The sequence below is a fragment of the Oligoflexus tunisiensis genome (genome assembly GCF_001748245.1).
Lineage (GTDB): Bacteria > Bdellovibrionota_B > Oligoflexia > Oligoflexales > Oligoflexaceae > Oligoflexus > Oligoflexus tunisiensis.
Genome location: NZ_BDFO01000001.1, coordinates 5,732,209 through 5,756,709, shown reverse-complemented (window position 1 = coordinate 5,756,709; position 24,501 = coordinate 5,732,209). Strand labels below are relative to the sequence as shown.

Below are 24,501 nucleotides of genomic sequence, written 5' to 3'. Positions count from 1 at the left end.
ACTTCACCTTATTGGCTGAAGATGCCAAACTTCACGAGTTGCAGGGTTGTAAATCATTTCCCAGTATTCTGTCTCATATCTGAAAAATCCTGGTTTACGATCCGCTCCCATTTTTCTTCCTGATTCAAGGACATCTCGTGCTGTCAAGAAAGGACTCTTTCTACCTGTTTCCGAAAGTTTTTTAAAGTAATACTCAGTAAACTTAAAAGGATATTTTGCACTCGCAGTCTGAACGTACCCATTCTTAACAAAAATTGAGCTAGCTATCCTTATTGCTCCAGTCTGTCCCCCCTCAAGCATCGGCTTCATGATAATCCGCTTGGCTCCCTTCAGAAGCTTTGAGAATGACCCAACTGATGCAGCCTTGGCTCCCGCTTTTGCGATGTTTTTGATGGCCGTTCCGCCACCCGTCACAACTCCACCGGCCATCTGCGCTGCAAAGAGTTTCAATCCCTGGTACTCACCATTTGCCAGATATTTTTCCGTTTGCTTGACAATCTCCTGAGCCAATCGGCCCGTGGGGCCTCTGGCCGCTTCAGTTGGAATGTCCTCGGGGTGGAGATATCCATCCAGGACGGCATTAGCAATCTCAGCACCTCTGAACTCAGGAATGGTTGCAGGTCCGATCTGATCAGTACCCAAAATCGAATCGATGAGACTGCCCGTGATCGAGGATGTCTGATTGAAATGGTGAGCCAGTGTTTCCGGCTTTTCCTCTTTGGGATTTTCAGCCTCATCCTTTTTATTAAGGTCGTCGGGATTAGCCTTTATAACGACCTCATAATTGCGGCCTCCAATCCCAGTAGTTCCCATCGATGTATCGGCTACAAGACTGGAAGTCGACCCGCAGACTTTCTTATGCTGCATCTCCAAATCATCAATAAGCTTCAGGAAAAGTTGATCACTGGTCTGGAGTATCAGACGCAAATAGTCCTTTTTGATGTTGTCGTTTTCATCAAGCAAAGGCCAATCACCCAAAGTCTCGGCAATCTTTCTGAAGGAGATTCTTTGGTACTCTGACCGAAGTTTCGCAAAGTGGTCAGCGCCAACCTTTTCCGTCGTTTCACATGTATTGTTCTTTGGCGTTGTTGTTGAAAGTTCCTCGGGCTCGTCCTCAAAATTGTCTGATGGTGTTGTCCATCTTGGATCCAGAGGATCGCGTCCGCCCGGTATCTCAAAAGGCGTCCGATCCTGACCGTCAGGAGCCGCCCATATTGTTCTCGTTTTGATATATTCGAGACGCTTGCAGTTGGCCTTCTGCTTTTGCAGGCTGGATTCAAAATCCACTCTGCTTGCAAGTAGGTTTGCATCAAAATTAAGGGCCGGGCCACGAACCGGATCTGAAGACACGGATGAGCTGAGGCCGGGAATTTTGGGAAGCGAGGATATGGAGCCCGTCGGAGCGGATGTTGAGTCGGCACGGTTCGGGTTTAAACTTTCTGAGCCTGCAGGAGTGCCTTCGGTGGTTGCGAAGTACAAGGAGGAATCATTGGCGCGAGGATTCTGACCAAACTCATTGCAGTTATACTGATCATAAATTTTTCGCGCCTTGTCAGCACAGGATTCGATAGCCCCCTCAGGAGCGGCAAATTTGGCTCTTTCCAGGAAAGAACTTTGGTCCTTACAGATATTGTTACAATAGGCTTTCGCAAAGGTGTCAGGGTCAGCTTGAACGGAGTCTATGAGATTTTGTTCATATTCCTCGGCTGTGGTCTGAGAACACTTTCCTCCGTTGGCTTTTTCCTTGGCAGCCTTCAAAGTGATTTCATAGGAGGCCAGCTCCAAGCCTACAGCATTCAGATAACCAAGGTAGTCTGCAAAGAGAAGACGCTTGACACGATTCCTCTCCACTACATTCTCCGGCTCGCCCTTAAAAATGTCATTGGTTAGCTGAGTCCAGATTGTTGTAGGACTGCCAAAATTGTCCTTGAGTAGCTCCTCGTGAGCATCCTGCTCGGCTGGCGACAGCTCCCCTGTATTTTTACCAAAGGCGCCGACGGAGCTGGCATCTGTTACCAGGCTGGGTTCAGTTTCCTTTTTGGGAAACCTGTCCAGGAGGGCTTTGGCTGCTTCATCGTCAATATCCAAGTGAGGATTGAAGTGAGTATTCTTGACTTCTGGTAGTTCATAGGGAGTCTGTTCCTTCTCCTTCAGCGCCTTTTTCAGAAATTCAGCTTCTTCAGGAGTAAGGTTAAGAGAAAACTTGTCTTCGCGGGGCTGCCAGGACGGCATTTCCAGCTGTGGTTCCTTCGGAGCGGAGCCAAAATCGAGTCCCTTCAATGATTCAGGATCAATTTTTGGAATTCTCAAAGGTCCCTGGGCATTCGCAACAGGAGACAAAGCACCGATACCTGCGATGCAAATTGAAAGAACCAAACATATCATACGAATCATGCGTGTCACTCCGACTTATAGATGCCAGGAGCCGGGAATATATCGCAATCGATTAGGGTAGGCAAGGGCAAACAATGCCATAATGGCTTTGTTTGCGTGAATTTCGTTTTCATGGATATTCTAATAATATCAGTGAGGTATATCTGAAATGTGTGATGGAGTGATTGAAAACTGCCTTCCTGTTTCAGCCAGTCGGCAGGCTGCAGTTACCAGTATCATCGAAACTCAGAAAGAAATATCTTTTGAGCCGGAACACTCAGCCGATGATAAAAGGTTTGATTTTCTCAATGAGATTTTGTGCGAAAGGATGCACGCGCAACAACCAAGTCCTATTGCCTGGAAGCATCAAGCGGTCGACAAGGCAACCGAGAAGGCGTCCCTCGACGGAAAGAAAACTGGGAAAAATCCTACGGACAGAGGTAAGCTTGCATGCAAACGCTCCATCGTGGCTGAAAAAGAAGAGGCAGGCGTAGTCGACCAGTGACAAAGCGAGACACATACCACTGGGTTGTCGAGAGAAGTCAGCTTCGATGGCCTCCTGACTCATACCCAACAAGGCTAGTACCAAAGCTTAAGCGGCTAGCAATCTTACTCGATACTTACTGCATAGTTTTAAGACGACAGCGGCTGTCTGTTAAACAGCCTAACCCCTGCTTTTTCAGCAGCATAGCCTAAGCATGGACCCTGCATTCTCATGGTCAAACCAACTCACGGGGTTGCCATGATTCGCCATTACCTTATGACACTCGCTGTGCTTTCTTTCACCTTTGCTTGCGGCGCGAAGTCTGAGTCCAAGTCGAGTAGAAACGCCGAAGAAGAGCATGGGCCCGATGGGCACCTTGAAGATGGCTTTTACCTGATGAATCTGGAGTGCGAAGACCGAGGTGTACACGGCGTGTATGTTTCAGGCGATATCTATCAACTCGCTGTCTTGAATATCAATTATGATGCCTGCTTTGGCACCAGCCTATCGGATTCTGATGTGTTGCTCATCGGCCTGGGCGACGCTGGGAGCTGGGAGGAATTTTCCGCTGAACTTAAGCTGAGGGGAACCACTGGCAGCACGGATGGACTACGCACCCTGACGATGACCGATGGCGACGGGACAAAACGCGTCTACAAAAAATTCCAATTGTCCAGGGATCCTCAGAAAGAAGTAACTTTGAGCCGGAGCGATATTCAAGTGACAACACCGGCCAACAACCAACGCAAGATTAGTTTCACCATCCACGTAAACGGTCCAGATCGGGATTATGAGCCCTCTGTCTGGTGCGTGTCGTCGACCGATCCCAATATCATGTATCGCCTCGATGGTGTTGGCTACGTGAAGACCGGCCGTGACTATGCGGTGGAGGGCGTGCTCAATGATCCGGGTGATGTGACCTATCAAAACTATAAATTCCCAGCCTTGTGCAGGCTCAGAACCGGACTGCTGGTCCCTGCCATGAACAACGATACTTTCTTTTTCCTGGATATCATCTACGGGAAATACTTCACCGTTGAATGAACAGATGCCAAGGCTCAAAAGCTATCCTGGTCAGTGGATAAGTCCTGGCTGGCAAGCCCCAGCATTGGCAATCGTAGCAGCGTCGCATTCTAGCGGGTTCCAGGTTTCTTCATGCAGATCAGGCTCGCAAATACCTGGCGAGGTCCTTATATCCGGATCCAACTCCGCCAAATTTTACAAGATTCTCGGCTGTTCTCATCCAATCGTGGCAGGATGGGGTGACCTCATCCATGGCCGCCAGGAGATCCGACATGGTGATGGCTCTCTCACTATTTTTTCTAATCATATCCAGGAGCGCCCGCTCCTTGGCTGCCTCGATAAGGCCGTCAATGTCAGCGCCTGAAAAACCCTCTGAACTTTGAGCCAGATGATCCAGGTTGATATCTTTCTCCGTTGGGATCACATGGAGCTTGAGCCGGAAGAGCTCACGCCTTGCTGCCTGATCAAGAGGGGGAACGAAGATAAGGCGGGAGAATCGACCCGGGCGTTTGGCTGCTGCATCGATGTCCCAGGGCATGTTTGTGGCGCCGAGGATGAGGATATCCTCATTCGACTTTCCTACCCCATCCATCTGATTCAGAAGCTCATTGACAAGGGTGCGAGAATGATGGGACTGCACCTTGGATCTTGAAATGGCCAAGGCATCAAGCTCGTCAAAGAAGAGAACGCAAGGTTTACTCGAGCGGGCCCGTTCAAAGACGCGCGCCAGGTTGTTTTCGCTGCCGCCGATATACATGCTGAGAATGTCCGAAATATCGACTGAAATGAACTCGAGATCGCATTCGTGTGCGATTGCTTTGGCAAACATTGTCTTGCCGCAGCCAGGAGGGCCATAGAGCAGGATACCGTCCCCCCGCTTCTTTGAAAATTTGGCAAAAAGCCCTGGATTTTTGAAGGGCTCGATGACTTTCAGGCGAAGGGTGTCCTTGAGGGCCTGCATGCCAACGATATCCGAAAATTTCACTGACTCTTTTTTCGCCACTTGGTGAAGACTGACGACATTCGAGCGATTCCCGTTCTCCTCATGACCCTGGACAAGGGCCAGTCTGCCTGGTACATGACCCTCTTCAGGATTTAAAGGGGCTTCGAGTCCAGCAGAGCCCCTTTCGGTCTCCAACTGAGCCTGACAATTCCTCATGCCCTCCAGAGCTTCAGTATGTGCCTTATTCTGGCTGAGTATGATCGAATATTGAGCGCTGGCCTCACGATAGAGTTTTTCGGCCACATAAAGGTTTGCAAGATCCAGACGTAACTGCAGATTGAAGGGATCCGTAAGCAGGAGCGTTTCCATATCTTTCCGTGTCATTAACGAAACCCTTTATATTGAATCCACTTTTTCAATAGCGGTGGCCATACCCAGCTCGCCAGGCAGAAGGCTAGATAGCCACACGAGACCAAAATGATAAGAGACGCATTTGACCCTGATTCCTCCAGAAGGCCAACGACCACAACGAACGCAATCCACAGGCCAAGGGACCCTGGCCATCCAAAGCGGTTGAATATCCAGAAAGGCTTCATGCTCCAGTGGTTATGCAGAGCCAAATCCTTGGCAAGATTCACGGCAGTCTTGTTGCGAGGATTCATTTGAACCATCTGCTTCGCCAGGACGAAGGCTTCCTTTTTTCTATGGGATTGGGCCAGCTTGTTGATGAGCAACATCAGAGTGGGTTCATAATCAGGATTCCTGAGAATCAACTCCTCGAGTGCACCGGCCACGTTTTTGTCAGACCCCTGAACCAGATGGACAATACAATGAACCAGGAGGCAGATGGAGTCTTCGGGTTCCAACCGCATCGCCTCTTCGGAGAGCTTGAAAGACTTCTTCGTATGACCGGTCTTGAGCAGAAGCAAAGCATAAGATGCCCACAATGGGCCCCGCAGGGGATACTGTTGCAGCAAGGCTATGATGTCCCGCTCGGCATCTGCATAAAGCTCCATTTCGTTCCGAATTTGAAACCTGAGCAGCAGCGCTTCTTCGTCGTTCGGATCGGATGCCAGACATTCCTGGACAGTCTGAAGAGCCTGCGTGAAATCCTTTTTCTCGTACAGCAGCCTGACGCCGAGAATCTTGAGTTCAGCATGATCAGGATCATCCTGCAGCGCCGCTGCAAGCGACTTTTCAGCTTCACGGATTCGACCGAGTTCAATCAGTTTTTCAATTTTGAAGATGTCGATTCTGGTGCTCATGGGATGGCCTTGATTATGTAGGCTACCAGGAACGGGAGGGGGAGCCCAATCAACCCTGAGATAAGGGCAGGGATCCAAGGACTTTTATAGCGCTCAAAACTCTCAATATTCTTCTGACTTTCACGGTTTATGAGGTAATAAACGCCCACCATGAATATGCCACTCCCTCGGGAGATAAGTCTTTTGATCCATCTATGTTCAGATTCAATTTCTGTAAGATTAATACCGTAGATTAACGCTGCGAGCAGCAATGCGATAACGAGCAGGAGAATGCAGTCCCGTTTCAATTTTCCCTGATAATGGCTGTGAAATACCAAGTATGGAAGTGTCATGAATGGTCCGCCAAAAAATCCAACAAGGAACTGGGATCGAATGGACAACCCATGACTTACATCTGAATTCGAACGGAGGCTGGGTTGCAGAAGATCGTTGTCCACGGCATCATCCTTCTGTTTGCGACGTTGCTTGTATAAGGGTGCTTTCGTTTTCACCAGTATTCTCCAACTCAGGATTCCGCCGCTGAGTACCCGTCCGGAAGTGGAGAAAAATGTCATAGCAGCCTGCGATTGCGTTCAGCAAAAGCAGCCAATAGAAAGCCAATAGGATTGGATGAATCGGAGCCAGACCGAGCAGCTGATGGGAAACAGTTTGATTCACAAGAATATCCTGTGAACCCAAAAGCAACCCGCAGAAAGCAAGCTTCCGGAACGTCTGCCACGTCGTAGAAAAGTACAAAAGATTCAGCTGCTTAAGCATTTTTAGACCTATGCCATGCTGGATAAATAAAGAACATCCACTTTAAGACAACGGTCTCAAAGCAATATTGCACTCAGGCCAAAGTGAGGCACTGACCGTGAAGTTTTCGGAATCTGGCAGCCTCGGACTCCGTATGTCGGAAATTCATCAATAGCCCAAAAGCGAGATTGTGCCTTCACAGGGGCTGGCTGCTGGCGAGAAGATTGAGCCAAAAACCTCTTTGGAAAGTTTGAAGTCTCCGTTCGTTCCAACTTGTTGCAGGGTAAAGTAGTGGATCATTGTTTCAATCCTGCAGTCTTCCCCTTTTATCGAAGGCGCAATAAGCACTAACAGATCGCCAAGCAGCTCATATCGAATCGGAGCGGAATTCAAACACTCCAGGTTTTCGCAACCGAGATACTTTTTTGGTTTTCCGTTGTGAGAAAGGAAAATGTCAGGATCAACTTCAACAAAATTCACTCGACCAGAACCTGTTGAATTTTGCTCGGGAAAGAGTTGAATCGTTACGCTGTTGAATGCGGATGTTTTTATTCCGCTGGACGAAGGTCCATATCTTTCTTCAAAATCTCTTGTAAATTGCTGATATGGGATTCCAAAGACCAACGCTTCACCATCAGTTTTCTCTTTTGCCCATGCGTTGACAGTGCTCTCCAGAAGTAAGAGTTTTCTTCCAAAAACGCCATCTTCCGACCTGTAAGTGTAGTTTACGCTGCTATTTTCTTCCTCGAATCTCCAAAGGCTGGCGCGATCGACGTCCATCTGGTGAGTAGCCCAATCGAATTTTGCAGTGATACGGACTTCCAACGTGAGACTGTTTTCACCGATTTTAAGCGTCACTTTAGGATGGTAATCAAGTTGAGTGGAACTCCAGTAGTGCGAGCAGTGAGAAGGATCGAATTTGAGTTCGATGCCGGGCTCAAGGTAAGTCTTGGTGAAGTCGGTGATGAAATTCTGAATGCCTTCACACTTCTTTTCCCACGACACCGAGGTAAATGACCTGTCGCTAAATCCAGAATAGTCAAGTCGGCCAGACCAGGAAGAGGACGCTGAAGATCAAGCGACCTCCCCCTCTGGCGCTGACGCCGCATGAAAAGGAGCTGATCGTTAAAACCCGGCTGGCCCATCCCACGGAACGCCCCAGGAAGATACGGGGCTTCTTGCAGACGCAGGGCGTGTATATATCGCAGAGCTCGGTGTTCAAGATCCTGAAGGAAAATGGCTTCGTTGAGCACTAAGAAGAGCGCGAGTCCCCTTGGAAAAAGCCGCGGTATGCAGCCAGAGCCCGAAATCTCATGTGGGGCGCGGACTGGACAGATCATTGCTTCACTGGCTGCAGTCATCCAATCAATCAACCAGTTTAATCAAACCGTGAGACGATTTAGGTAAGCGGCAAGCAGTAAGTCCTTCTCTGCTGAGAGAGCTATGGCCTCGATTGGGGAGCAGTACCCCAAGTGTCGGGATGGAGAGCTATCGCTTACCCATCTGTCCCAATGGGAAATAAAGTCCCTTGCCCTGAAAGCCCCAGCCGTGTTCCCTGGCGTCTGCTTTCCGGCTGCCTGAACAATTCCGCGATTCCTGGTTAAAGAATTGACACTTTACGTCTACCTGACGTAAAAAGATGGAGTTTCGCATCTCCTCTTGTTTATTGAGGACACATCAACGATGCCCAGCGCCTTTGGAAGATTCCTTCGGGAATTTCGCACTGATCGCTCCCTGTCCCAGGGCGAGCTTGCAGCTAAACTCGGTGTCAAGTCGGCGACGCTTTGCGATCTCGAGCGAGGCCGCAGAACACCGAGCCCTGAGCGAGTCCAACGCATCGCCGCAGTGCTGAACGTTGCCGAGAGGCCACTCCTTGAAATGGCGCTTAGCGATCTGCTCCGGCGTCGAAGGTGTTTGTACCGCGTCGTTCTCGAGCCGGTTGCCAGCGCAAAACAAACGACTGGTGCTGACGATCGAAGGTAGCCAGGAAAGCCGTATTTTGGGGAAGAACATTGCTTTCGACCGAGACAGAACAACTTGCGACAGAGTCCCCCCCGTGCAGTCAGGCAGGCAGCGCACACTATGCCCAATTCTACGACGGCGAGGCCTTTCTCACCTCGTCCGTTTCCGCCTTTGTGAAGACTGGCCTGGAAAGTGGTGAAGGTGTTATCGTCATTGCCACGGAAGCCCACCGCCAATCCCTCCTAGCCAATCTCCGCCAGGGGGCGGTCGAGGTCGCTACCTTCGAAGGCTGTGGCCAATTCATCATGCTTGATGCCCATGCCACTCTTGAACGCATCATGGCGGGCGCCAAGCCGAGTCGTGAGGCCTTTTTCAAGGTCATCGGCACGCTTGTTGACCAGGTCCTGGCGCGCTTTCCAGTCATGCGAGCCTATGGCGAGATGGTCAATCTTCTCTGGCATGAGGGTCATGTCAAAGCCACGATCGCGCTTGAGCGTTTGTGGAACGAGATCCTGAGTCAACGCACGTTCTCGCTGCTTTGCGGGTACGCCGTCGACAAGCTGGAGGACGTGCGCGACGGGCTACAATTTAAGGATATCTGCGCCACTCACTCTCACATTCTGCCGCCAGGGGCAGCGGCCTCCCTCCACTGCGAGGATGGTCACCTTAAACTGATTTCCGAGCTCCAACAACGAACCGTGGCCCTTCAGCTTGAGGTCGCCGCACGGCGAACCCTGGAAGCTGAACTCCGGAGGGCGAAGACTGCGGCGGATAACGCCAATCAGGCCAAGAGCACGTTCCTGGCTAACATGAGTCACGAGATCAGGACGCCGCTAGGTGCCATCATTGGTTTCGCCGAGTTGATGCAGGAGACCCCGTCGCCATCGGACCAGGTCGAGTATCTGACGGCCATTCAGCGCAACGGCCACCACCTTTTGGAGCTGGTCAATGATGTGCTGGACCTTTCCAAGGTCGAGGCCGGAAAACTTGATCTCGATCGCCGAAAAATTTCGCTACCCGATTGCATCGCTGAACTGCGAATCCTCTTTAAGCCTCAAGCGCGAGAAAAGGGCCTTGCATTTGAAATCGAGGCCGACGGTCCGCTTCCTCGAACGATCATGTCCGATCCCGGACGCCTGAGGCAGGTTCTCGTCAACTTGATTGGCAACGCCTTTAAGTTTACTGATAGGGGAACAGTCCACGTTGCCGTAAAGTATTTGGCTCCCACGACGCTTGAATTCCGTGTGAGGGACACCGGCTGCGGGATATCACCTGAACAGAGTGCGCACCTTTTCCAGCCCTTCTCGCAGGCGGACTCGTCAACAACCCGAAGGTACGGAGGCACCGGGCTTGGGCTGGCTCTCTCCCGCAAGCTGGCACGCTTTATGGGTGGGGACGTGGTGCTTGAAGTTTCTGCGTTGGGGGATGGGTGCACCTTTAAGGCCACGGTCGATACCGGGGAAATTGTGGATGTCGAGCTTATGACCGAGGCTCAAATCCTTCCAAGGGAACTCAAGCCAGAACGGGTTCCAAGGCGATACGACGATCAACATGTTTTGGCTGGCGTCCGGGTGCTGCTCGTCGAAGACAACCCGGACAATCAGCGACTTGTCACCCGAATGCTGCGCGGCGTCGGCGTCTCTCTCGAGTCTGCTTATGATGGCGAAGAGGGAGTGCGCAAAGCATGGGACGGTAACTTTGATGTCGTTCTGATGGACGTGCAGATGCCTGGTATTGACGGCTGTGACGCGACGACGAGGCTTCGTAGCCAAGGCTACCAGGTGCCGATCATTGCGGTGACAGCGCATGCCCTACGCGAGGAGCGTGAGCGTTGCTTGGATGCCGGTTGCAACGAATACTTGACAAAGCCGATCTCGCGTACCCGTCTCGTCGAAGTAATCGCGAGGCTGGTGGGGTCCAAGACAAATGGCGCATTGAATGCAGTGGTTGTGGATCGTCCCAATATTCAATGACATTGCTGCCACTTGGGAAGAGTAAAACCCCTGTCCTGCTTTCACGCTCGCAGCGAAGCCCGAGCTTCCGCTCATGCATTTATTGAAGCATTAATCGGTGACTCCGTAAGGAAGACCTCCTGGCAGATGTCGGAAGCAGCCGGAGTTCAGAACCCTTACCGATTTCAGCATTTGCTTGGTCGCGCCGTCTGGGATGTCGAGAAGCTGCGCAAACCTATCGCCGAAAAAGTACTCCATGGGCTTGGCAGATCAAAATGTAATTCCGTCGGTGGACGAGACAGGGTTTTTAAAGAAAGGCATGCACTCTGCAGGCGTTGGCAGACAATACAGTGGTACTGCCGGTAGAATTGAAACTGCCAGGTCGGAGTTTTTCTCAACCAGGCCGATGACCCCAGTAGATTAAGATCAGTCGGAGTACCATTCACGGTGGGATTCAGGACCAAGCAGCAGCTTGCCCGGATGATGCTTCAGTGAGCATTCGATCGCGGCATTGTCCCTGAATGGGATACGGCCGATTCATACGCAGAGCACTCATGAATCTGCTCCACAAAAAGGCCGGAATATCAGTCCTGCTCTCGAAGCCCTGGCCACGCTCCTGTCAGCTCAAAGAATGCACCAAGTGAAACGATAGGGGCAGCGTCGAGATCCGACCCCGGTCTAGGGACCTTTTGGGCCCATGACATGGCGGCCGCCGCGTTCCGGCTGACCAACCCTGCACGTCGAGAAACTCAAGAAGGGGTCTGATTGAGGCCAGCTCAGGCACCAAAACGCCGAGATAAACATTTCTGCTTATGATTCGAACGGGCTTTTGGGTGAGATTACATTATTATTGAACATTGTAATTAATAGGTCCTTGACCTTGTGTAAACTCTTCGCGGGGCAAATGCCAAAAGCATGCAAATCCTGCCCATTTTATCCTCAGCGGTGCCCTCGTAGAATCGACTTATGGCCGTGATACCGCTCGAGGAAGATTACCTATGGACGACTTCGAAAAGTCTCTTCGTACTACATTTTTGGACGAAGCAGATCACCTTCTCGATGAGAACGAACAGCAATTTCTGAGTTTGGAGGCGTCTGGAGTCAGTGCATCAGCGATCGATGCCATCTTTAGACTGGTTCATAGTATCAAGGGATCGGCGGGAGCCGCCGGCTTCAACGATATTGCCAAGCTCGCCCATGAGCTTGAATCGCTCCTCATGAAGTTGAAGAGCGGAGTCATCCCCGGAACTCGCGAAATCATCGATCTTCTCCTGCGGTGTAACGATTGCCTCGTATCGTTGGTTCAAGACTACAAAAAATATGGTTCAACAGAGATAGACATCGGCGTTCTAATGGGTGATATCACCAAAGCTGCCGTTGAAATGCCTGAAGGCGACCTTGAAGCCCCTCGAAAAACTGCAGAAGAGCACTCTTCGGGATTCCAGCTCTTCACCTACGAATCTCGACCTTCTTCGCCTAACGAAGAGTACAAAGCCAAAACCGCTGGCAATCCTTCCGTCCATAGTCCAAAGATAGACGAGTCCATCCGGGTTGCGTTGCCAAAGCTCGATCGCATCATCAGCAGCATCGGGGAACTCGTTATTTTGCAGTCCTTTCTCAGCCAGCATAAAAACGAAATTACGAATCCCCTCCTTCTGAGAACCATTGATCAATCGGAAAAGACTTGCAAAGAAGTCCAGGGACTATCCATGAGCCTTAGAATGCTTCCCGTCGGCCCTGTTTTTCAAAAAATGCAAAGAATTGTGCGCGATACAGCCAACTCCATTCAAAAAGAGGTCCATTTCATTCATAGCGGTGACGACACCGAGCTCGATAAGACCATTCTTGAGAAAATAGGCGATCCCTTGGTCCATTTGGTTCGCAACGCCATTGACCATGGGATTGAGTCCCCTGAAGAACGTCAGGCTTCCGGCAAAGAGCCGCAAGGAAAAATCATGCTCACAGCTTCACACTCCGGAAGCCATGTGGTCATCGAAATTGCTGATGACGGAAAAGGCCTCGACCCAGTCCGTTTAGTCGCAAATGCCAAGGAAAAAGGAATCATTCCGCAGGACGCAAGTCTGAGTGCAGAGGAGGCGTACGACCTCATTTTCCTCCCTGGTTTTTCCACCAAATCTTGTGTCACTGACATCTCGGGGCGAGGCGTTGGGATGGACGTTGTCAAAACCAATATTACAGACCTCAAGGGTGAAATTGAGGTCGAAACGATCCTCGGCCAGGGGACCACATTCAGGATCCTTCTGCCCCTCACGTTGGCCATCGTCGACGCGTTGATTGTAAATGAAGATGAACGAAGATTTGTCATTCCGCTCGCAACCGTTGAGGAAATTGTACCGATAAAAATGGAGAGTATCGAGACGGCGTTGAACAAACAGGATCTTATCAACATACGCGGAAGGGCAATGCCAATTTTTCGTCTGACCCAGCTTCTCGGAATCAGACGGACAGGCCCTATAGTCTGGCCATCAATCGCAATGATTACGAATTCGGAATCCGGGTCCAACTTTGCTGTGATGGTTGATGACATCGTAAGCCAGCAGCAAATTATGGTCAAAAACCCTGAGCGTGACATCGAAGGTGTGCCAGGAGTTATTGGAACAACCATTCTTGGGGACGGCAGGCCTTCACTCATCCTCGACTTTAGCGACATGATTGCAAAAAGCGGAATTCGGATTCAACCAGCCACTCAGAAAATGAGCAAGGAGGCAGTGGGATGACCAATGAAGGTTTGTCAATGGAGAGTGCGAATCCCAAAAAGGCAGATCAAGTCTACAAGCTTCTGAACTTCAGCCTGAGATCTGAGGAATACGCCATTGCATTGGTGAAAGTCAGGGAAGTCATTGCGCTTCCCGATATAACGCCGGTACCTTATATGCCCTCGCATTTCTGCGGCATCATGAATCTGCGTGGCCAGGTGGTTTCCGTCATTGACCTGAGAACCATGCTCAAAATGGAGGCGACCCAGGTCGCAGGAGAAACGGCGGTCATAATCCTCTGTATAGATGGACTTTCTCTTGGTGTCATCGTCGATGCGGTGAACAGCGTACTGGGAGTTCATGACGCCGATATTCACCCGCCAGATTTCGACGTGCGGGACAAACCCGGTTGTATCACGGGCATCATTCATAAGGACGACCGGCTTGTGTTTTTGCTCGATATTGGGGAGACGATCGCCCCGCACGAGCTGAAAGCCTTACGAATCACAGCAGTAAACAACAAGCCTATTGCGGCACCATAAGGAGAACGCTCGTATGAAATTATCGCTGACCGTAAAGGTTCTTTTGTCCTCGTTGACCTCAGCTCTCTTAACAGGCGCCGTAGGAATAATCCTATATACCAATGTCGGTTCCCTGATCGATTCTCAGAACTGGATCGATCACACCGAGAACGTCCTGGATGTTTTTGATGAATCATTGATTCATATCGTGAACATGGAAACCGGTCAGCGCGGCTTTCTTATGACCGGTGATGAAAAGTTCCTGGAACCTTACCTGATATCCAAGGATGAATTCGACAGGGTCATCATCAAAGGCCAGGAGCTGGTGTCGGATAACCCGGCGCAAGTGCGAAGATTTGAGAGGATTGCAGATCTTAAGAAAGATTGGCTCGAAACGGTCGCAGCTGACGAGATGGCAGCCAGAAAAAGCTTCGATTCGGGCACGACCAATCAGGAAGAATTCACTGAGTATCTAAAGCAGGCGAAGGGAAAAAAACTCATCGATAAGCTGCGCTTGGAAGTCGGTGAAGGCAAGCGCGTTGAGGAGGAACTCAAGGAAAAGCGCCTGCTCGCCAATACGTCAAAAGCCAGGGAAACGTATGGGTGGATTGCCTTGGGTCTCAGTATGTCAGTCGCCGTTGGTTTGGTGCTCCTCTTCTTCGTCACAAAAGCCGTTTCCAAGACGGTCAACGGAGTCAATGAGCTGATTGACCCGCTGCGGGAAGCAGCGACTCAGATTGGCGACGCCTCCCAGGAAATCGCGGCAGCATCAGAGGACCTCTCCCGGTCGACGACTGAGTCCGCGGCATCGCTGGAGCAAATGGCCGCTTCCATGGAGGAAATGAGTACGACTGTACGTAAAAATGCTGAAACGGCCAAGCGCTCGGCAGACATCTCGATTCGTAGCCAGGACGATGCAGCACGAGGTAAAAGCTCAATTCAAAAAGTCATTCGTGCAATGGAAGCCATTAATAGCAGCAATGGCAATATCATGAGTCAGATCACCGAAAGCAATCAACGCATTTCAGAGATTGTGAAAGTCATCCTCGATATCGGCAACAAGACCAAAGTCATCAACGAAATTGTCTTTCAAACCAAACTACTTTCATTTAACGCCTCGGTTGAAGCGGCACGAGCCGGAGAGCACGGCAAGGGTTTCGCTGTGGTAGCCGAGGAAGTTGGTAAGCTTGCTCAGTTGAGCGGAAATGCAGCCAAGGAAATCACGTCCCTGCTGGACGGCAGTGTCCAGAAGGTGGAGAGCATAGTTGGCGAAACCAAGAGCAAGGTCGAGCACCTGGTCGGGCAGGGGCGGGTCTGCGTGGAGGAAGGCATGCAGCTTGTCAAGGACTGTGACGAAGTTCTTTCTGAGATTGTAGGAAGTGTTGAAAAAGCAACTCAGATGGCCGGTGAGATCGCGGTCGCATCTGAGCAGCAGAGCAAAGGTGCGCAAGAAGTCAACCTCGGTATGAGTCAAATGGACCAAGTCACACAGCGCAACGCAGCCACTTCAGAGCAGGCAGCCGGATCTGCCGATAATCTCGCGCGCCAGGCGGCCACCTTGCAGGATGTGGTGGCTGAGTTGATCGCAACGATGGGCCAGGCACCGGCCGGGTCAGCCAGTAAATCAACTACGGGTCGCAGCCCTAAGAATGGCAGCTCCAGGGGGGGGCGTTCCAACGGCCATAACATCTTAGCATTGCGGCGGACCGCTAAAACCGAAGACCATTCTACGGGCACGGCTTTCTCGCGGCGGGAATCCGATACCAAACCAGCCGTCGGCTTCGAGAATGCTCCCAAGGCCAATGACTCAAGGTTTGAAAGCGCGGTATGATTCCAAAGGTAAGACGGATCATCGGCCCACTCAACGAGAGAACATTCCAATTCCTTCAGAAAACGATTGAGCGGAAAACCGGGATTGTGTTTGGCCGCGGAAAGAGAGCCCTCCTTGAGTCCAGGCTCCGGGCCCATTTGGAGTCACTCGGTCTGGATGGTTGGGAGGCCTATGGTTCCATCCTGGCCCGCATTCCAGATAATGATCCGATGTGGCAAGACGTAATTAATCGGGTCACAACCAACAAGACTGGCTTTTTCCGTGAATCCGCGCATTTCGAGATGCTTGTCGATGAGATTGCTCCCCAGCACTTAAGGGAACTTCCTGGGATTCCTTTCCGGATATGGTCAGCAGCCTGTTCAACAGGGGAAGAGGCCTATACTCTGGCGATGGTGCTCCGTGAATCTCTTGGCTCCAGATTGGCCTTTGAAATCACCGCATCAGACATCGACTCAACTGCTCTGGCTGCCGCCAGTAATGGCGTCTATGCTCTCAGCCGCCTGACTGATGTTCCGCAGAAGTTCCAGAAATACTTTGAGCGCGGGAGTGGAGAGATTGCCGATTGGATCAGAGTCGCGTCGCATTTAAAAAGCAAAATCAAATTCTGTCATTTCAATCTCACCTCAGGCACTGTCCCCTGGGAGAGTCACTTCGATCTGATCTTCTGCAGAAATGTGCTTATCTATTTCAGCAATGAAGCCGTTCAAAAAGTTCTTGCTTCCTTTTTCAAAGCACTTAAGCCTGGAGGCCTTCTAATTACCGGCCATGCCGAGTCTTTGCCGCAGACACAAGAGGAGTGGGTGCACCTCCGACCGACACTCTATCAGAAGCCTTTCTCCCGGAGCCAGAAAGATCGCATGATCCCGCCAGCCAGCTGTCATGCACGCGTCGAGTTCGTTGGCAAGACTCATGAACATCGCAGCCAAGGCCGGAAAAGGGCCCTTATTATTGACGACTCGAAGACGGTCTGCCAGCTCCTGAAGCATTTGCTTGAAGGGTCTGGTCAGCTCCAGGTGGTTGATAGCGTAACGGATCCCCGCAAGGCTTTACAGGCAATCGCGGCTTTAAAACCTGATGTGACGACACTCGATATTTCCATGCCTCACATCGATGGGCTTGCCCTGCTCAAGCTCATTATGGCGAAGCACCCGCATCCAGTCGTCATGATAAGCTCACTTCAAGTAGATGAAGGGAACCATGTTCTTGAAGCGTTGGAACTTGGTGCGATAGATTATATACAAAAGCCCTCCAAGGATGAGCTTCAAAGTACAGCCCAGGCGATTCGGGAAAAAATATTTGCAGCTGCTTCGGCTAAAGTCAGTCGTTTTCCTGTTTCGATCGTGCGACCCCGGGGCCATAAACCTCGAACGGTACGCCAGAACAGTAAAATCAAATGCATTGTGATAGGTTCCTCAACCGGCGGTACAGAAGCATTGCGACGTCTGCTCAGCGGGTTGCCTGAAGCGATTCCACCCATTCTCATCGCTCAGCATATTCCCAAGGGGTTTTCCGATCTCCTATCAAAGCGACTGAATTTGCTTTGTCCCTTCGTGGTTAAGGAGGCCGCGGCCGGCGACGTTATTGCTCCGGGAACTGTGTATATAGCGCCAGGGGGCCAAAACATGAAAGTGGTGCGAGTGAATCAGGACTTTGTCATTAAAATCTCGTCCGGAGAATCTGAAACTGTACACAAACCCTCGGTCGATATCTTAATGAAATCGGTTGCTGAATCGGGACTGGCGCCTGCCATTGGCATCATCCTTACGGGGATGGGCAGCGACGGCGCCCAAGGTCTCCTGGCCATGAAAGGAATGGGTGCCCGGACCATGGCGCAGGACGAAGCGAGCTGCATAGTTTTTGGTATGCCCAAGGAAGCAATCAAAATCGGGGCGGCTGACAAGATTTGTCCCTTGGAGTCCATGGCTGCGCAGATTCTGGAATGGATCAAGTCATGAACCGAAACTCCACCGTCAGCCTCAATTGCGCGCAAGTAGGCCGCCAGCAGCACTTGGTTTTCGTAATTGGAGGCAGCTTGGGACAGGAAGGCCCGAAATGAGTGAAAGAGCCTTTACTTGGCTACTTACAGGGCATGGAGCCGTCTCGCCAGCCGCGACCCACCAGCAAAGACTTGGACATCTGATTGCGACCAGTCAGATGCTGTGAAGAGCTTCCATCGAGCCTTAGTGTGGAAGCTGAGATCCTGCGAACTTTCCGCGCTTCTGCGAGAACTCGAAGACCTTCATCACCAGCTCACCCATGTCGATGGGCTTGGTTAGGTGGTCGTCGCAGCCCGCACGAAGTGCCTTCTCGCGCTCTTCTCGCATGGCGTGGGCGGTCAAAGCTATGATGGGACGCCTATAGCCGCGACGGCGAAGCTCTGCGGTCGCTTCAAGCCCATCCTGAACTGGCATCTGCATGTCCATCAATATCGCATCGAAGTGACCATTAACTGCCTTCTCAACGGCTTGTTGCCCGTCAGTCGCTATTTCAACGGACGCACCGTTCCTTTGCAATACGCGACCGAGCAGGCGCTGACTGTCAGGCGAGTCCTCTACAACCAAGACATTAATGCCGTTGAGGCGCTTTGGATGCTCTTCGTCGCGCTGACTGCAGGCCTTCTGTTCCCGCGACAGTTCTTGAATTTCCGTGCTTCCATTCGTCGTGCCGGGGTCAATGGTTACTGTAAAGGTCGAGCCAGCCTCTGGCTCACTTTCTGTCAGAACGACATCCCCGCCCATGGATCTCGCTAGATGTCGCGACAGCACAAGACCCAAGCCAGTGCCGCCAAACTTCCTCGTTGTGGATGCATCAGCTTGGGAAAACGGCTGAAAAAGCAGTTGCGCTCCCTCTTTGCTGATCCCGCAGCCCGTATCCTTAACTACGAACAAAATTTTTGACGACCCGTCTTTGCCAGAGTGACTATCCATTTTGACCAAAACCTCGACGCAACCCTCGGAGGCGAACTTGATGGCGTTTCCAACCAGGTTGAGAAGAATCTGCTTTAGGCGTGTCGGGTCCGTGGTAATCCGATCGGGGACAAGACCATCTGACCGAATGACGAACTGGATCTTTTTCTCTCGCGCTTGCTGGCTCAGGACCGCTCTCACGTCCGAAAGCAAATTCGTCAGCGAGCACGGAATACTTTCGATCACGAGCTTGCCCGACTCCACCTTCGACAGATCCAAGATGTCGTCGATCAGTTGTGAAAGAAGGCTGCTATTGCGACGAACGGTCGCTGCAAATTCTTTGCGCTCTTCGTCGTCGAGGTTGGGTCTCAGAAGCAGGTCAGTAAATCCAAGGATGGCATTTAGAGGTGTTCGGATCTCGTGGCTCATGTTGGCGAGGAAGGTGCTCTTTGCATGATTGGCTGCATCAGCCTGTTCGCGAGCCCGGCTAAGCTCCTCTTGATGACGCTTCTGCTCATCAATGTCAGTCGAGGTTCCGAGCCAGCGGTAGACCTTTCCGTTTCCGTTATACAAGGCGACGGCTCGAGAGAGAAACCAATGATACATGCCGTCGCGGCGTCGAAGACGATGCTCGTTCTCAAACAATCCCGAAGAATCCAACGCCGCCCGCCACGCTGCTTCGGTCGAACTTCTATCGTCGGGATGGATGGCTTCGACCCACTTCCCGCTATCCGTATATTCTGGTGTCCCTGTAAAATCGAACCATCGCCGATTGATGTAGTCTACGGTGCCTGACTGCTCCGCCGTCCAAACAATTTGCGGGGACGCTTCCGCCATCATTCGAAAGCGGTTCTCACTTTCTTTGAGACGATCCTCTGCGCACTTCGCTGCGGTGTAGTCGCGCAGAACCTTCGCAAATCCACGCACAGTCCCATCGGGCTCCAAGAGAGCGGTTGTGATTCCGTGTGCCCAAAAACGGCTGCCGTCCTTCTTCTGGTGCCAGCGGGTATCGTCTGCACGTCCACGCTGTCGAGCGATGGCAAGCTCTCTTTCGGGGACCTTAGCCTCGACATCTTCTAGAGTGAAGATCTTCTCGAACGGTAGACCGATGATTTCGTTCTCTGCGTATCCGAGGAGCCTCTCCGCGCCCGCGTTCCAGGTGATGAACCGGCCTCGACTGTCCATTTGGATAAAGCCGTAATCCGTGACACCCTCTACAAATAGCCGAAACCGCTCGTTGCTGGCAGCAAGCTCACGTGCTTTCTCTGATGCGCGTTTTTCGAGTTCTCGGTTGAGCACGGCAAGCGCTCGCTTGGAGCGGTAGAGTTCGACGAAGACCGAAACCTTCGCCTTCACCTCTTCTGTGTCGAGGGGCTTCACAAGGTAGTCGGCAGCGCCGAGGGCATAGCCTTTGCCGCGAGCAAAGGTCTCGCGAGCCGCTGCCGTAACGAAAATGATCGGCGTGATGCGAACAAGCTCGGTTTCTCTGACGAGCCGCGCGAACTCGAAGCCGTCCATCTCCGGCATCATGACATCGAGAAGGATGACTGCGAACTCTTCATGCATCATCTTTTCAAATGCTTCGCGACCTGAAGTTACCGACACCAGGCGGTAGTCAGGTCTTTTCAGGATTGCTTCAAGGGCAATGAGATTTGCTGGAATGTCGTCCACGAGGAGAATATTCGTCGCTTCGACTTCCGATTGGTATGTCATGTGAGCTGCCTTCGTCCGATAATGAAGCCAATTTGATGTTATTGCGAACTACGTTACCATTGTTCCCAAACGAATTGGTCAATAGGGCAAAGTTCGCCACCTTCTCACACCGCGCGAAGGTTGGCGCGCGGTGTGCCATGAAAGACGCACAACACCGACTCGTCACAAGGCTTAGTGACGGGCGAGTGAGGATCTAGCGCGAGGTTCAGTCGATCGAGAAGAGTCAGTCTGCTTTGAACGCGGGCGCTGTCCACGTCGATTCGAACGACCTTTTCCCAGTTCGCAAGAATTTCTCTTCTCCTCGTACTGAGGTCATCAGCCAGCCATTTGCGCGTCATGTTCAACCTCTTCACGAGAAATGGCGTTGAATACCTAAGAGAACTTGGTCACTCTACCCTTGGGTCCGAAATCTGCAATGCTTATGGCAGATGGTTAGTCTCAACCCCTTACCCTCAATCGAGAGCAAATTGATACGATGCTCGCCCTGTACGAAAGTAGAAAACATTCGGTAGTCGATATTTGCGAGCAGATGCAGATATCCAGAAAGTCTTTCTCCAACTATCACGATCGTGAAAAAATCCGCTGTTGATAGCCCGAACCGAAGCATCATCAAGAATGTGGCTGAGTATAAAGCCTTAAACCGTTGACCAATCTATGATTGGCTCAATTGCCTGTCATCCTTTGGCTCTAAGTTCCTCAGAGAAGCTGTTGGGTTTTCGCATGAATCCTTGCCACTCCCCGATATCACCTCAGCTCTGATTGAAGTTATCGTCCGGCAAGGTGGGCGATTGTCTTGACGAGCATGTGTGGCTCTACGGGTTTTGATAGGTGCTCTTCAAATCCCAAAGCTAGAGCTTGGGCGCGATCCGCCGAGGTCGCGAATGCGGTCAAAGCTGCCGCCCGTGTTTTTGTTCCGTTTAGCTGGTCGCGTTCCTTGACGATCCGAATGAGGTCGTAACCGCTTTCAAAGGGCATACCTATATCACTGATCAGCACGTCGATAGGCCCATCTGCTAGCCTATCGAGTGCCTCGCGAACATTTGACGCTAACATGACCTCAGCTCCGAACCGCCTAAGTACCTGAGCTATGAGTTCCCGAGTGTCCTTCTCGTCATCCACTACGACGACACGAATTCCCACGAGTTCTTCTCTGCGCCGTGTGGTTGATTTGCCTGGTGCGGGACCAGATTGTTGAGTTGTGTCTGCATCGGAGGTCTCTTCTGAGATTTTCGTGCCAATATTTACAGCAAGAAGAGGAAAGCTTACGTTGAAAGTTGCGCCATGGCCCTTACCCTTGCTTGCAGCCGATACGGTCCCACCATGGAGTTCTACGATATGCCTGACAATGGCCAGGCCGAGCCCAAGACCACCGTGTTTCCGCGTGTGGCTTCCATCCTCTTGAATGAACCGCTCGAAGACATGAGGCAAAAACGAGGATTCGATTCCGACGCCCTGATCTTCCACCGTAAACTCGACGCGTGAGCCTTTGCGATCTAGCGAGCAAAAGATCTTGCCTCCCTTCTCGCTAAACTTGATAGCGTTCATCAAGAGGTTCCAGACCACCTGCTGCAAGCGATCAATGTCGCCTGAGATTGGACCAGTCGCTGGATTGATCGAAACGAAGATTTTCACTTGCTTGGCTTCGGTAGCAAACCTGAGTGACTCGACTGTGCGTTCTATCACCGAAGAAAACGTCACGGGCTTTATATCGAGGCTGAGTTTTCCGGTGATAATGCGGGAAACGTCAAGCAAGTCGCTTATGAGTTGGACCTGCATTTCAGCATTGCGACTTAATATCTTAAAGACCTCATGGTACTCCGACGGGTCTACATCCCCCTGTCTCAAGAGGTCGACCCACCCCTTGATCACGCCCATCGGAGTTCTTAGCTCGTGCGATACAACGGCGAGAAATTCATCTTTCGCCCTGCTTGCATATTCTGCATCACGCCTGGCCTTTTGCTCAGCTTGAAGGAGCTTCGTGCGCTCTTCTTCAAGGAGCCTACACCGACCCATCTCGGCGGTTAGTTCATCAATCTTCTGATTCAGTGCAATAAAGCCTCTGCGAAGCTCACGCTTGCTTTGAAAACGCACGAGGATCCGCCGAGCGCTGATTGACTCAGAAAATGCCACCAGCGCGCCCTCAAAGATAAAATCGGCGGCGTCGGAGTTCTGGCTCTCCTTCAGTGGAAACCTTGCCGGATAAAGGTCTGACGACCGGCTGGCGCTCTTCAGAAATGCACATACATCAGCTTTAGGCGCAGAGATGATTTGCCAGAGATGCGTGCCGACGATCTCTTGATTGGTAAGTCCCAACTCAACACTGCAAGCACTATTGACCGCGAGAATCCTGCCGTCGCCGTCTACAAGTAGCATCGGAAGGGTGGCAAATCGTGCTACAGAGAGGAAGATCTCGGGCGTCATATGGGAGCCCTCAATTTGTTCTAAAGTATTCGCGTCCTTCTTTGGTCCGCGTTTCATCTCCAGGCTTCAAGTAAATCGTGACGAGGCATCCGTCGTGACCTTTCGCAATGGACTCATCGATCACGACTTTGCCATAGCCAAGATTTTCCGCTGCAATTGACCCAAACACGTTTGAGGTCATCATGCAGAGCGATGGCCGCCCGATGACCTTTTCGGCAAAGGGACACGCTCGATTTCCGAATACAATCTTCTCGTCGGTCATTTCGAGAACGAAGAAGTCACCCTGGATACGCCTCTTCAGATCAACACAGACAGCCGCCACTTGCTCTTTGGACAGGCTGTCGATTTGCATTGCGCCGCGGTAAGCCGTGTTGATTTCGTCACCGATTTTTTGCCCGACTATGCTCACAAAGCCAGCAGCTTCCTCAAGTCCAACCACATCCTGAAGAGCTCCAGCTAAATGACGCAGCAGTGTTCTGACGAAGACGTCTCGCTCCAGTGGGACTGGGAGCTCGGACAGATCCGGAATTGCAGGAGCACGGCTCTTAGGTTCAACTGAATCCGTTGCCTCAGTTTCCATAGCAAAATCCTCCGGATCAATGTCTTGTCGTCGTCAGTCTAATAACCCTGATTTTTATCTTAATACAAAATTCAGACAATTACCCTGTTATTTGGGTAGAAAGGATGACCCACCTCGCCAACCCGCAATAGACAGCTTGAGGCAGGGCTATTTTGTGTGTTAGTGCGAGGCCCCTGCATCGCCTTGTACATGTCGATCATCTTCTGCTGGAATTCAGCCTCCCGAGCTAGAAGCCAGTATTCCCGCCTCAGCTTCTTGCTATGAAACTTGAGTGATTCAAGCTCTGCGAGGACTTCGCTTTTATAGTGGTCAGCCAGCCCGCTATCTGAAGGTTGAGGAAGGAACCTGTTCCATCTTCGTTGATGGTGAGTTCACAACAAACCCTTCCCGAGGCGAAGCGGATTGCCCGGCTCGCGAAAATACGGGCCCGGCGTCATATGAATGGTGGGAGGAGCTGCATAGGTGTTGGAATACTTCGGCTGGTGAGGCTGTTGCCAACAGCTTCTGCGGAAAGCCCAAACGTATCCTTGAAATTGATACTGGCATTTGTCGGGTCTATGAGGACGGCGTTGATCTTGGATTCATACTTGCCGGAGATGAGGACTGTCCTGCCGCATCAGATACTTCTGGGCAGCCATCGACCGAAGCCTCGGGTGAAGAGTGCAAATGGGAATCGCCAATGGAGACCGGACAACCCAACAGTTCATCCTGTAACAAATACTCGAACGGGAACTTCGTTGGCGGTGCCTCGAACCACCACTGTGGCAAGCCCAAGCGTCTCCTGACTGTTTATCCAGATTACTGTGTAGCGTATGTGGATGGAGCCTATGATGCAGTGGTGCTCCGTGGTGTGGATGGTTGTCCTGCAAAGTGAAACAATGCCAGTAAATTGGGGACCTCATGGGGTCCCTTTTTGTTTCTCGTCAAAATGGCAATCGGCTATCGTCATACCGCATCCCTTTGAAAACCCCCGGCTACTTGAGACATGGCCAGGGGTGAGGTGCCGTATAGTGTGCATCATGTTACGGACTGGTCGAGCCCCATCCTCCATGTTAAAACTTTCCCGAAAACGGGG

Annotated in this window: 18 protein-coding genes and 3 pseudogenes; 12 read left to right on the top strand and 9 right to left on the bottom strand. The window is 51.4% G+C overall.

Features of this window, described 5'->3' with window-relative positions; genetic code table 11:
• Window positions 1-3 precede the first annotated feature (3 nt).
• Window positions 4-2,394, bottom strand: a complete 2,391-nt coding sequence (locus OLTU_RS23775; RefSeq protein WP_141735241.1) for a hypothetical protein — start codon at window positions 2,392-2,394, stop codon at window positions 4-6.
• 331 nt (window positions 2,395-2,725) lie between these two features.
• Between OLTU_RS23775 and OLTU_RS32750 the strand changes: the two are divergent.
• Both OLTU_RS32750 and OLTU_RS23765 read left to right on the top strand, forming a co-directional pair.
• Window positions 2,726-2,839 (top strand): annotated as a pseudogene (locus OLTU_RS32750) (IS5/IS1182 family transposase); the annotation flags it as partial.
• 276 nt (window positions 2,840-3,115) lie between these two features.
• The gene (locus OLTU_RS23765; protein ID WP_141735239.1) at window positions 3,116-3,901 is read left to right on the top strand and encodes a hypothetical protein; all 786 of its coding nucleotides are present in this window, start codon (window positions 3,116-3,118) and stop codon (window positions 3,899-3,901) included.
• A gap of 118 nt (window positions 3,902-4,019) precedes the next feature.
• Here OLTU_RS23765 and OLTU_RS23760 read toward each other — a convergent pair whose 3' ends face one another.
• The 4 genes from OLTU_RS23760 to OLTU_RS23745 all read right to left on the bottom strand — a co-directional run bounded on the left by OLTU_RS23760 (window position 4,020) and on the right by OLTU_RS23745 (window position 7,828).
• Window positions 4,020-5,207 (bottom strand): ATP-binding protein, encoded by a 1,188-nt coding sequence (locus OLTU_RS23760; protein ID WP_141735238.1) that lies wholly within the window; start codon window positions 5,205-5,207, stop codon window positions 4,020-4,022.
• Window positions 5,207-6,088 (bottom strand): tetratricopeptide repeat protein, encoded by an 882-nt coding sequence (locus tag OLTU_RS23755; RefSeq protein WP_141735237.1) that lies wholly within the window; start codon window positions 6,086-6,088, stop codon window positions 5,207-5,209. The genes OLTU_RS23760 and OLTU_RS23755 overlap by 1 nt, the downstream gene beginning before the upstream one ends.
• Window positions 6,085-6,525: a hypothetical protein gene (locus OLTU_RS23750; protein WP_218110225.1), complete on the bottom strand. Its 441-nt coding sequence runs from the start codon at window positions 6,523-6,525 to the stop codon at window positions 6,085-6,087. The genes OLTU_RS23755 and OLTU_RS23750 overlap by 4 nt, the downstream gene beginning before the upstream one ends.
• Before the next feature lie 466 nt (window positions 6,526-6,991).
• The gene (locus tag OLTU_RS23745) at window positions 6,992-7,828 is read right to left on the bottom strand and encodes a hypothetical protein (RefSeq protein ID WP_141735235.1); all 837 of its coding nucleotides are present in this window, start codon (window positions 7,826-7,828) and stop codon (window positions 6,992-6,994) included.
• A gap of 678 nt (window positions 7,829-8,506) precedes the next feature.
• On the opposite strand from OLTU_RS23745, the gene OLTU_RS33290 reads away from it, so the two are divergent.
• The 8 genes and pseudogenes from OLTU_RS33290 (at window position 8,507) to cheB (ending at window position 17,761) form a co-directional block, all read left to right on the top strand.
• Window positions 8,507-8,806 carry a helix-turn-helix transcriptional regulator gene (locus OLTU_RS33290; protein WP_218110224.1) on the top strand — a complete coding sequence of 100 codons (300 nt, stop codon included), beginning with the start codon at window positions 8,507-8,509 and terminating at the stop codon, window positions 8,804-8,806.
• 29 nt (window positions 8,807-8,835) lie between these two features.
• A complete protein-coding gene (locus OLTU_RS23735; protein WP_141735233.1) occupies window positions 8,836-10,758 on the top strand; it encodes a response regulator in 1,923 nt (640 codons plus the stop codon).
• A 12-nt stretch (window positions 10,759-10,770) separates the two neighbouring features.
• Window positions 10,771-10,989: pseudogene (locus OLTU_RS33385) on the top strand (IS701 family transposase); the annotation flags it as partial.
• The gene (locus tag OLTU_RS33285) at window positions 10,952-11,161 is read left to right on the top strand and encodes a transposase (RefSeq protein ID WP_141735231.1); all 210 of its coding nucleotides are present in this window, start codon (window positions 10,952-10,954) and stop codon (window positions 11,159-11,161) included. The pseudogene OLTU_RS33385 and the gene OLTU_RS33285, both read left to right, overlap by 38 nt.
• A 574-nt stretch (window positions 11,162-11,735) precedes the next feature.
• Window positions 11,736-13,475, top strand: coding sequence for a chemotaxis protein CheA (locus OLTU_RS23720; protein WP_141735230.1), 1,740 nt, complete (start codon window positions 11,736-11,738; stop codon window positions 13,473-13,475).
• Window positions 13,472-13,996, top strand: a complete 525-nt coding sequence (locus OLTU_RS23715; protein WP_141735229.1) for a chemotaxis protein CheW — start codon at window positions 13,472-13,474, stop codon at window positions 13,994-13,996. Before OLTU_RS23720 ends, OLTU_RS23715 begins: the two co-directional genes overlap by 4 nt.
• 13 nt (window positions 13,997-14,009) lie before the next feature.
• Window positions 14,010-15,806: a methyl-accepting chemotaxis protein gene (locus tag OLTU_RS23710; RefSeq protein WP_141735228.1), complete on the top strand. Its 1,797-nt coding sequence runs from the start codon at window positions 14,010-14,012 to the stop codon at window positions 15,804-15,806.
• A complete protein-coding gene (cheB, locus tag OLTU_RS23705; protein WP_141735227.1) occupies window positions 15,803-17,761 on the top strand; it encodes a chemotaxis-specific protein-glutamate methyltransferase CheB in 1,959 nt (652 codons plus the stop codon). The genes OLTU_RS23710 and cheB overlap by 4 nt, the downstream gene beginning before the upstream one ends.
• A gap of 225 nt (window positions 17,762-17,986) precedes the next feature.
• Here cheB and OLTU_RS23700 read toward each other — a convergent pair whose 3' ends face one another.
• Both OLTU_RS23700 and OLTU_RS23695 read right to left on the bottom strand, forming a co-directional pair.
• Window positions 17,987-20,425 carry a response regulator gene (locus OLTU_RS23700; protein WP_141735226.1) on the bottom strand — a complete coding sequence of 813 codons (2,439 nt, stop codon included), beginning with the start codon at window positions 20,423-20,425 and terminating at the stop codon, window positions 17,987-17,989.
• A gap of 104 nt (window positions 20,426-20,529) precedes the next feature.
• A complete protein-coding gene (locus OLTU_RS23695; protein WP_141735225.1) occupies window positions 20,530-20,763 on the bottom strand; it encodes a hypothetical protein in 234 nt (77 codons plus the stop codon).
• Window positions 20,764-20,879: 116 nt separating this feature from the next.
• Here OLTU_RS23695 and OLTU_RS33280 point away from each other — a divergent pair.
• Window positions 20,880-21,014: pseudogene (locus OLTU_RS33280) on the top strand (helix-turn-helix domain-containing protein); the annotation flags it as partial.
• 176 nt (window positions 21,015-21,190) lie between these two features.
• Here the strand turns inward: OLTU_RS33280 and OLTU_RS23685 are convergent.
• On the bottom strand, window positions 21,191-22,846 hold the full coding sequence (locus OLTU_RS23685; protein ID WP_176736901.1) for a hybrid sensor histidine kinase/response regulator: 1,656 nt from the start codon (window positions 22,844-22,846) through the stop codon (window positions 21,191-21,193).
• Between the two features lie 10 nt (window positions 22,847-22,856).
• Window positions 22,857-23,426 (bottom strand): methanogen output domain 1-containing protein, encoded by a 570-nt coding sequence (locus OLTU_RS23680; RefSeq protein WP_218110223.1) that lies wholly within the window; start codon window positions 23,424-23,426, stop codon window positions 22,857-22,859.
• Between the two features lie 679 nt (window positions 23,427-24,105).
• On the opposite strand from OLTU_RS23680, the gene OLTU_RS23675 reads away from it, so the two are divergent.
• Window positions 24,106-24,300 carry a hypothetical protein gene (locus OLTU_RS23675; RefSeq protein WP_141735222.1) on the top strand — a complete coding sequence of 65 codons (195 nt, stop codon included), beginning with the start codon at window positions 24,106-24,108 and terminating at the stop codon, window positions 24,298-24,300.
• Window positions 24,301-24,501: the final 201 nt, after the last annotated feature.

Coding starts and splice junctions, on each gene's coding strand:
- OLTU_RS23775 (WP_141735241.1), bottom strand. CDS start 2,394: ATGATTCGTATGATATGTTTGGTTCTTTCAATTTGCATCGCAGGTATC.
- OLTU_RS23765 (WP_141735239.1), top strand. CDS start 3,116: ATGATTCGCCATTACCTTATGACACTCGCTGTGCTTTCTTTCACCTTT.
- OLTU_RS23760 (WP_141735238.1), bottom strand. CDS start 5,207: ATGACACGGAAAGATATGGAAACGCTCCTGCTTACGGATCCCTTCAAT.
- OLTU_RS23755 (WP_141735237.1), bottom strand. CDS start 6,088: ATGAGCACCAGAATCGACATCTTCAAAATTGAAAAACTGATTGAACTC.
- OLTU_RS33290 (WP_218110224.1), top strand. CDS start 8,507: ATGCCCAGCGCCTTTGGAAGATTCCTTCGGGAATTTCGCACTGATCGC.
- OLTU_RS33285 (WP_141735231.1), top strand. CDS start 10,952: ATGTCGAGAAGCTGCGCAAACCTATCGCCGAAAAAGTACTCCATGGGC.
- OLTU_RS23720 (WP_141735230.1), top strand. CDS start 11,736: ATGGACGACTTCGAAAAGTCTCTTCGTACTACATTTTTGGACGAAGCA.
- OLTU_RS23715 (WP_141735229.1), top strand. CDS start 13,472: ATGACCAATGAAGGTTTGTCAATGGAGAGTGCGAATCCCAAAAAGGCA.
- OLTU_RS23710 (WP_141735228.1), top strand. CDS start 14,010: ATGAAATTATCGCTGACCGTAAAGGTTCTTTTGTCCTCGTTGACCTCA.
- cheB (WP_141735227.1), top strand. CDS start 15,803: ATGATTCCAAAGGTAAGACGGATCATCGGCCCACTCAACGAGAGAACA.
- OLTU_RS23700 (WP_141735226.1), bottom strand. CDS start 20,425: ATGACATACCAATCGGAAGTCGAAGCGACGAATATTCTCCTCGTGGAC.
- OLTU_RS23695 (WP_141735225.1), bottom strand. CDS start 20,763: ATGACGCGCAAATGGCTGGCTGATGACCTCAGTACGAGGAGAAGAGAA.
- OLTU_RS23685 (WP_176736901.1), bottom strand. CDS start 22,846: ATGACGCCCGAGATCTTCCTCTCTGTAGCACGATTTGCCACCCTTCCG.
- OLTU_RS23680 (WP_218110223.1), bottom strand. CDS start 23,426: ATGGAAACTGAGGCAACGGATTCAGTTGAACCTAAGAGCCGTGCTCCT.
- OLTU_RS23675 (WP_141735222.1), top strand. CDS start 24,106: ATGGAGACCGGACAACCCAACAGTTCATCCTGTAACAAATACTCGAAC.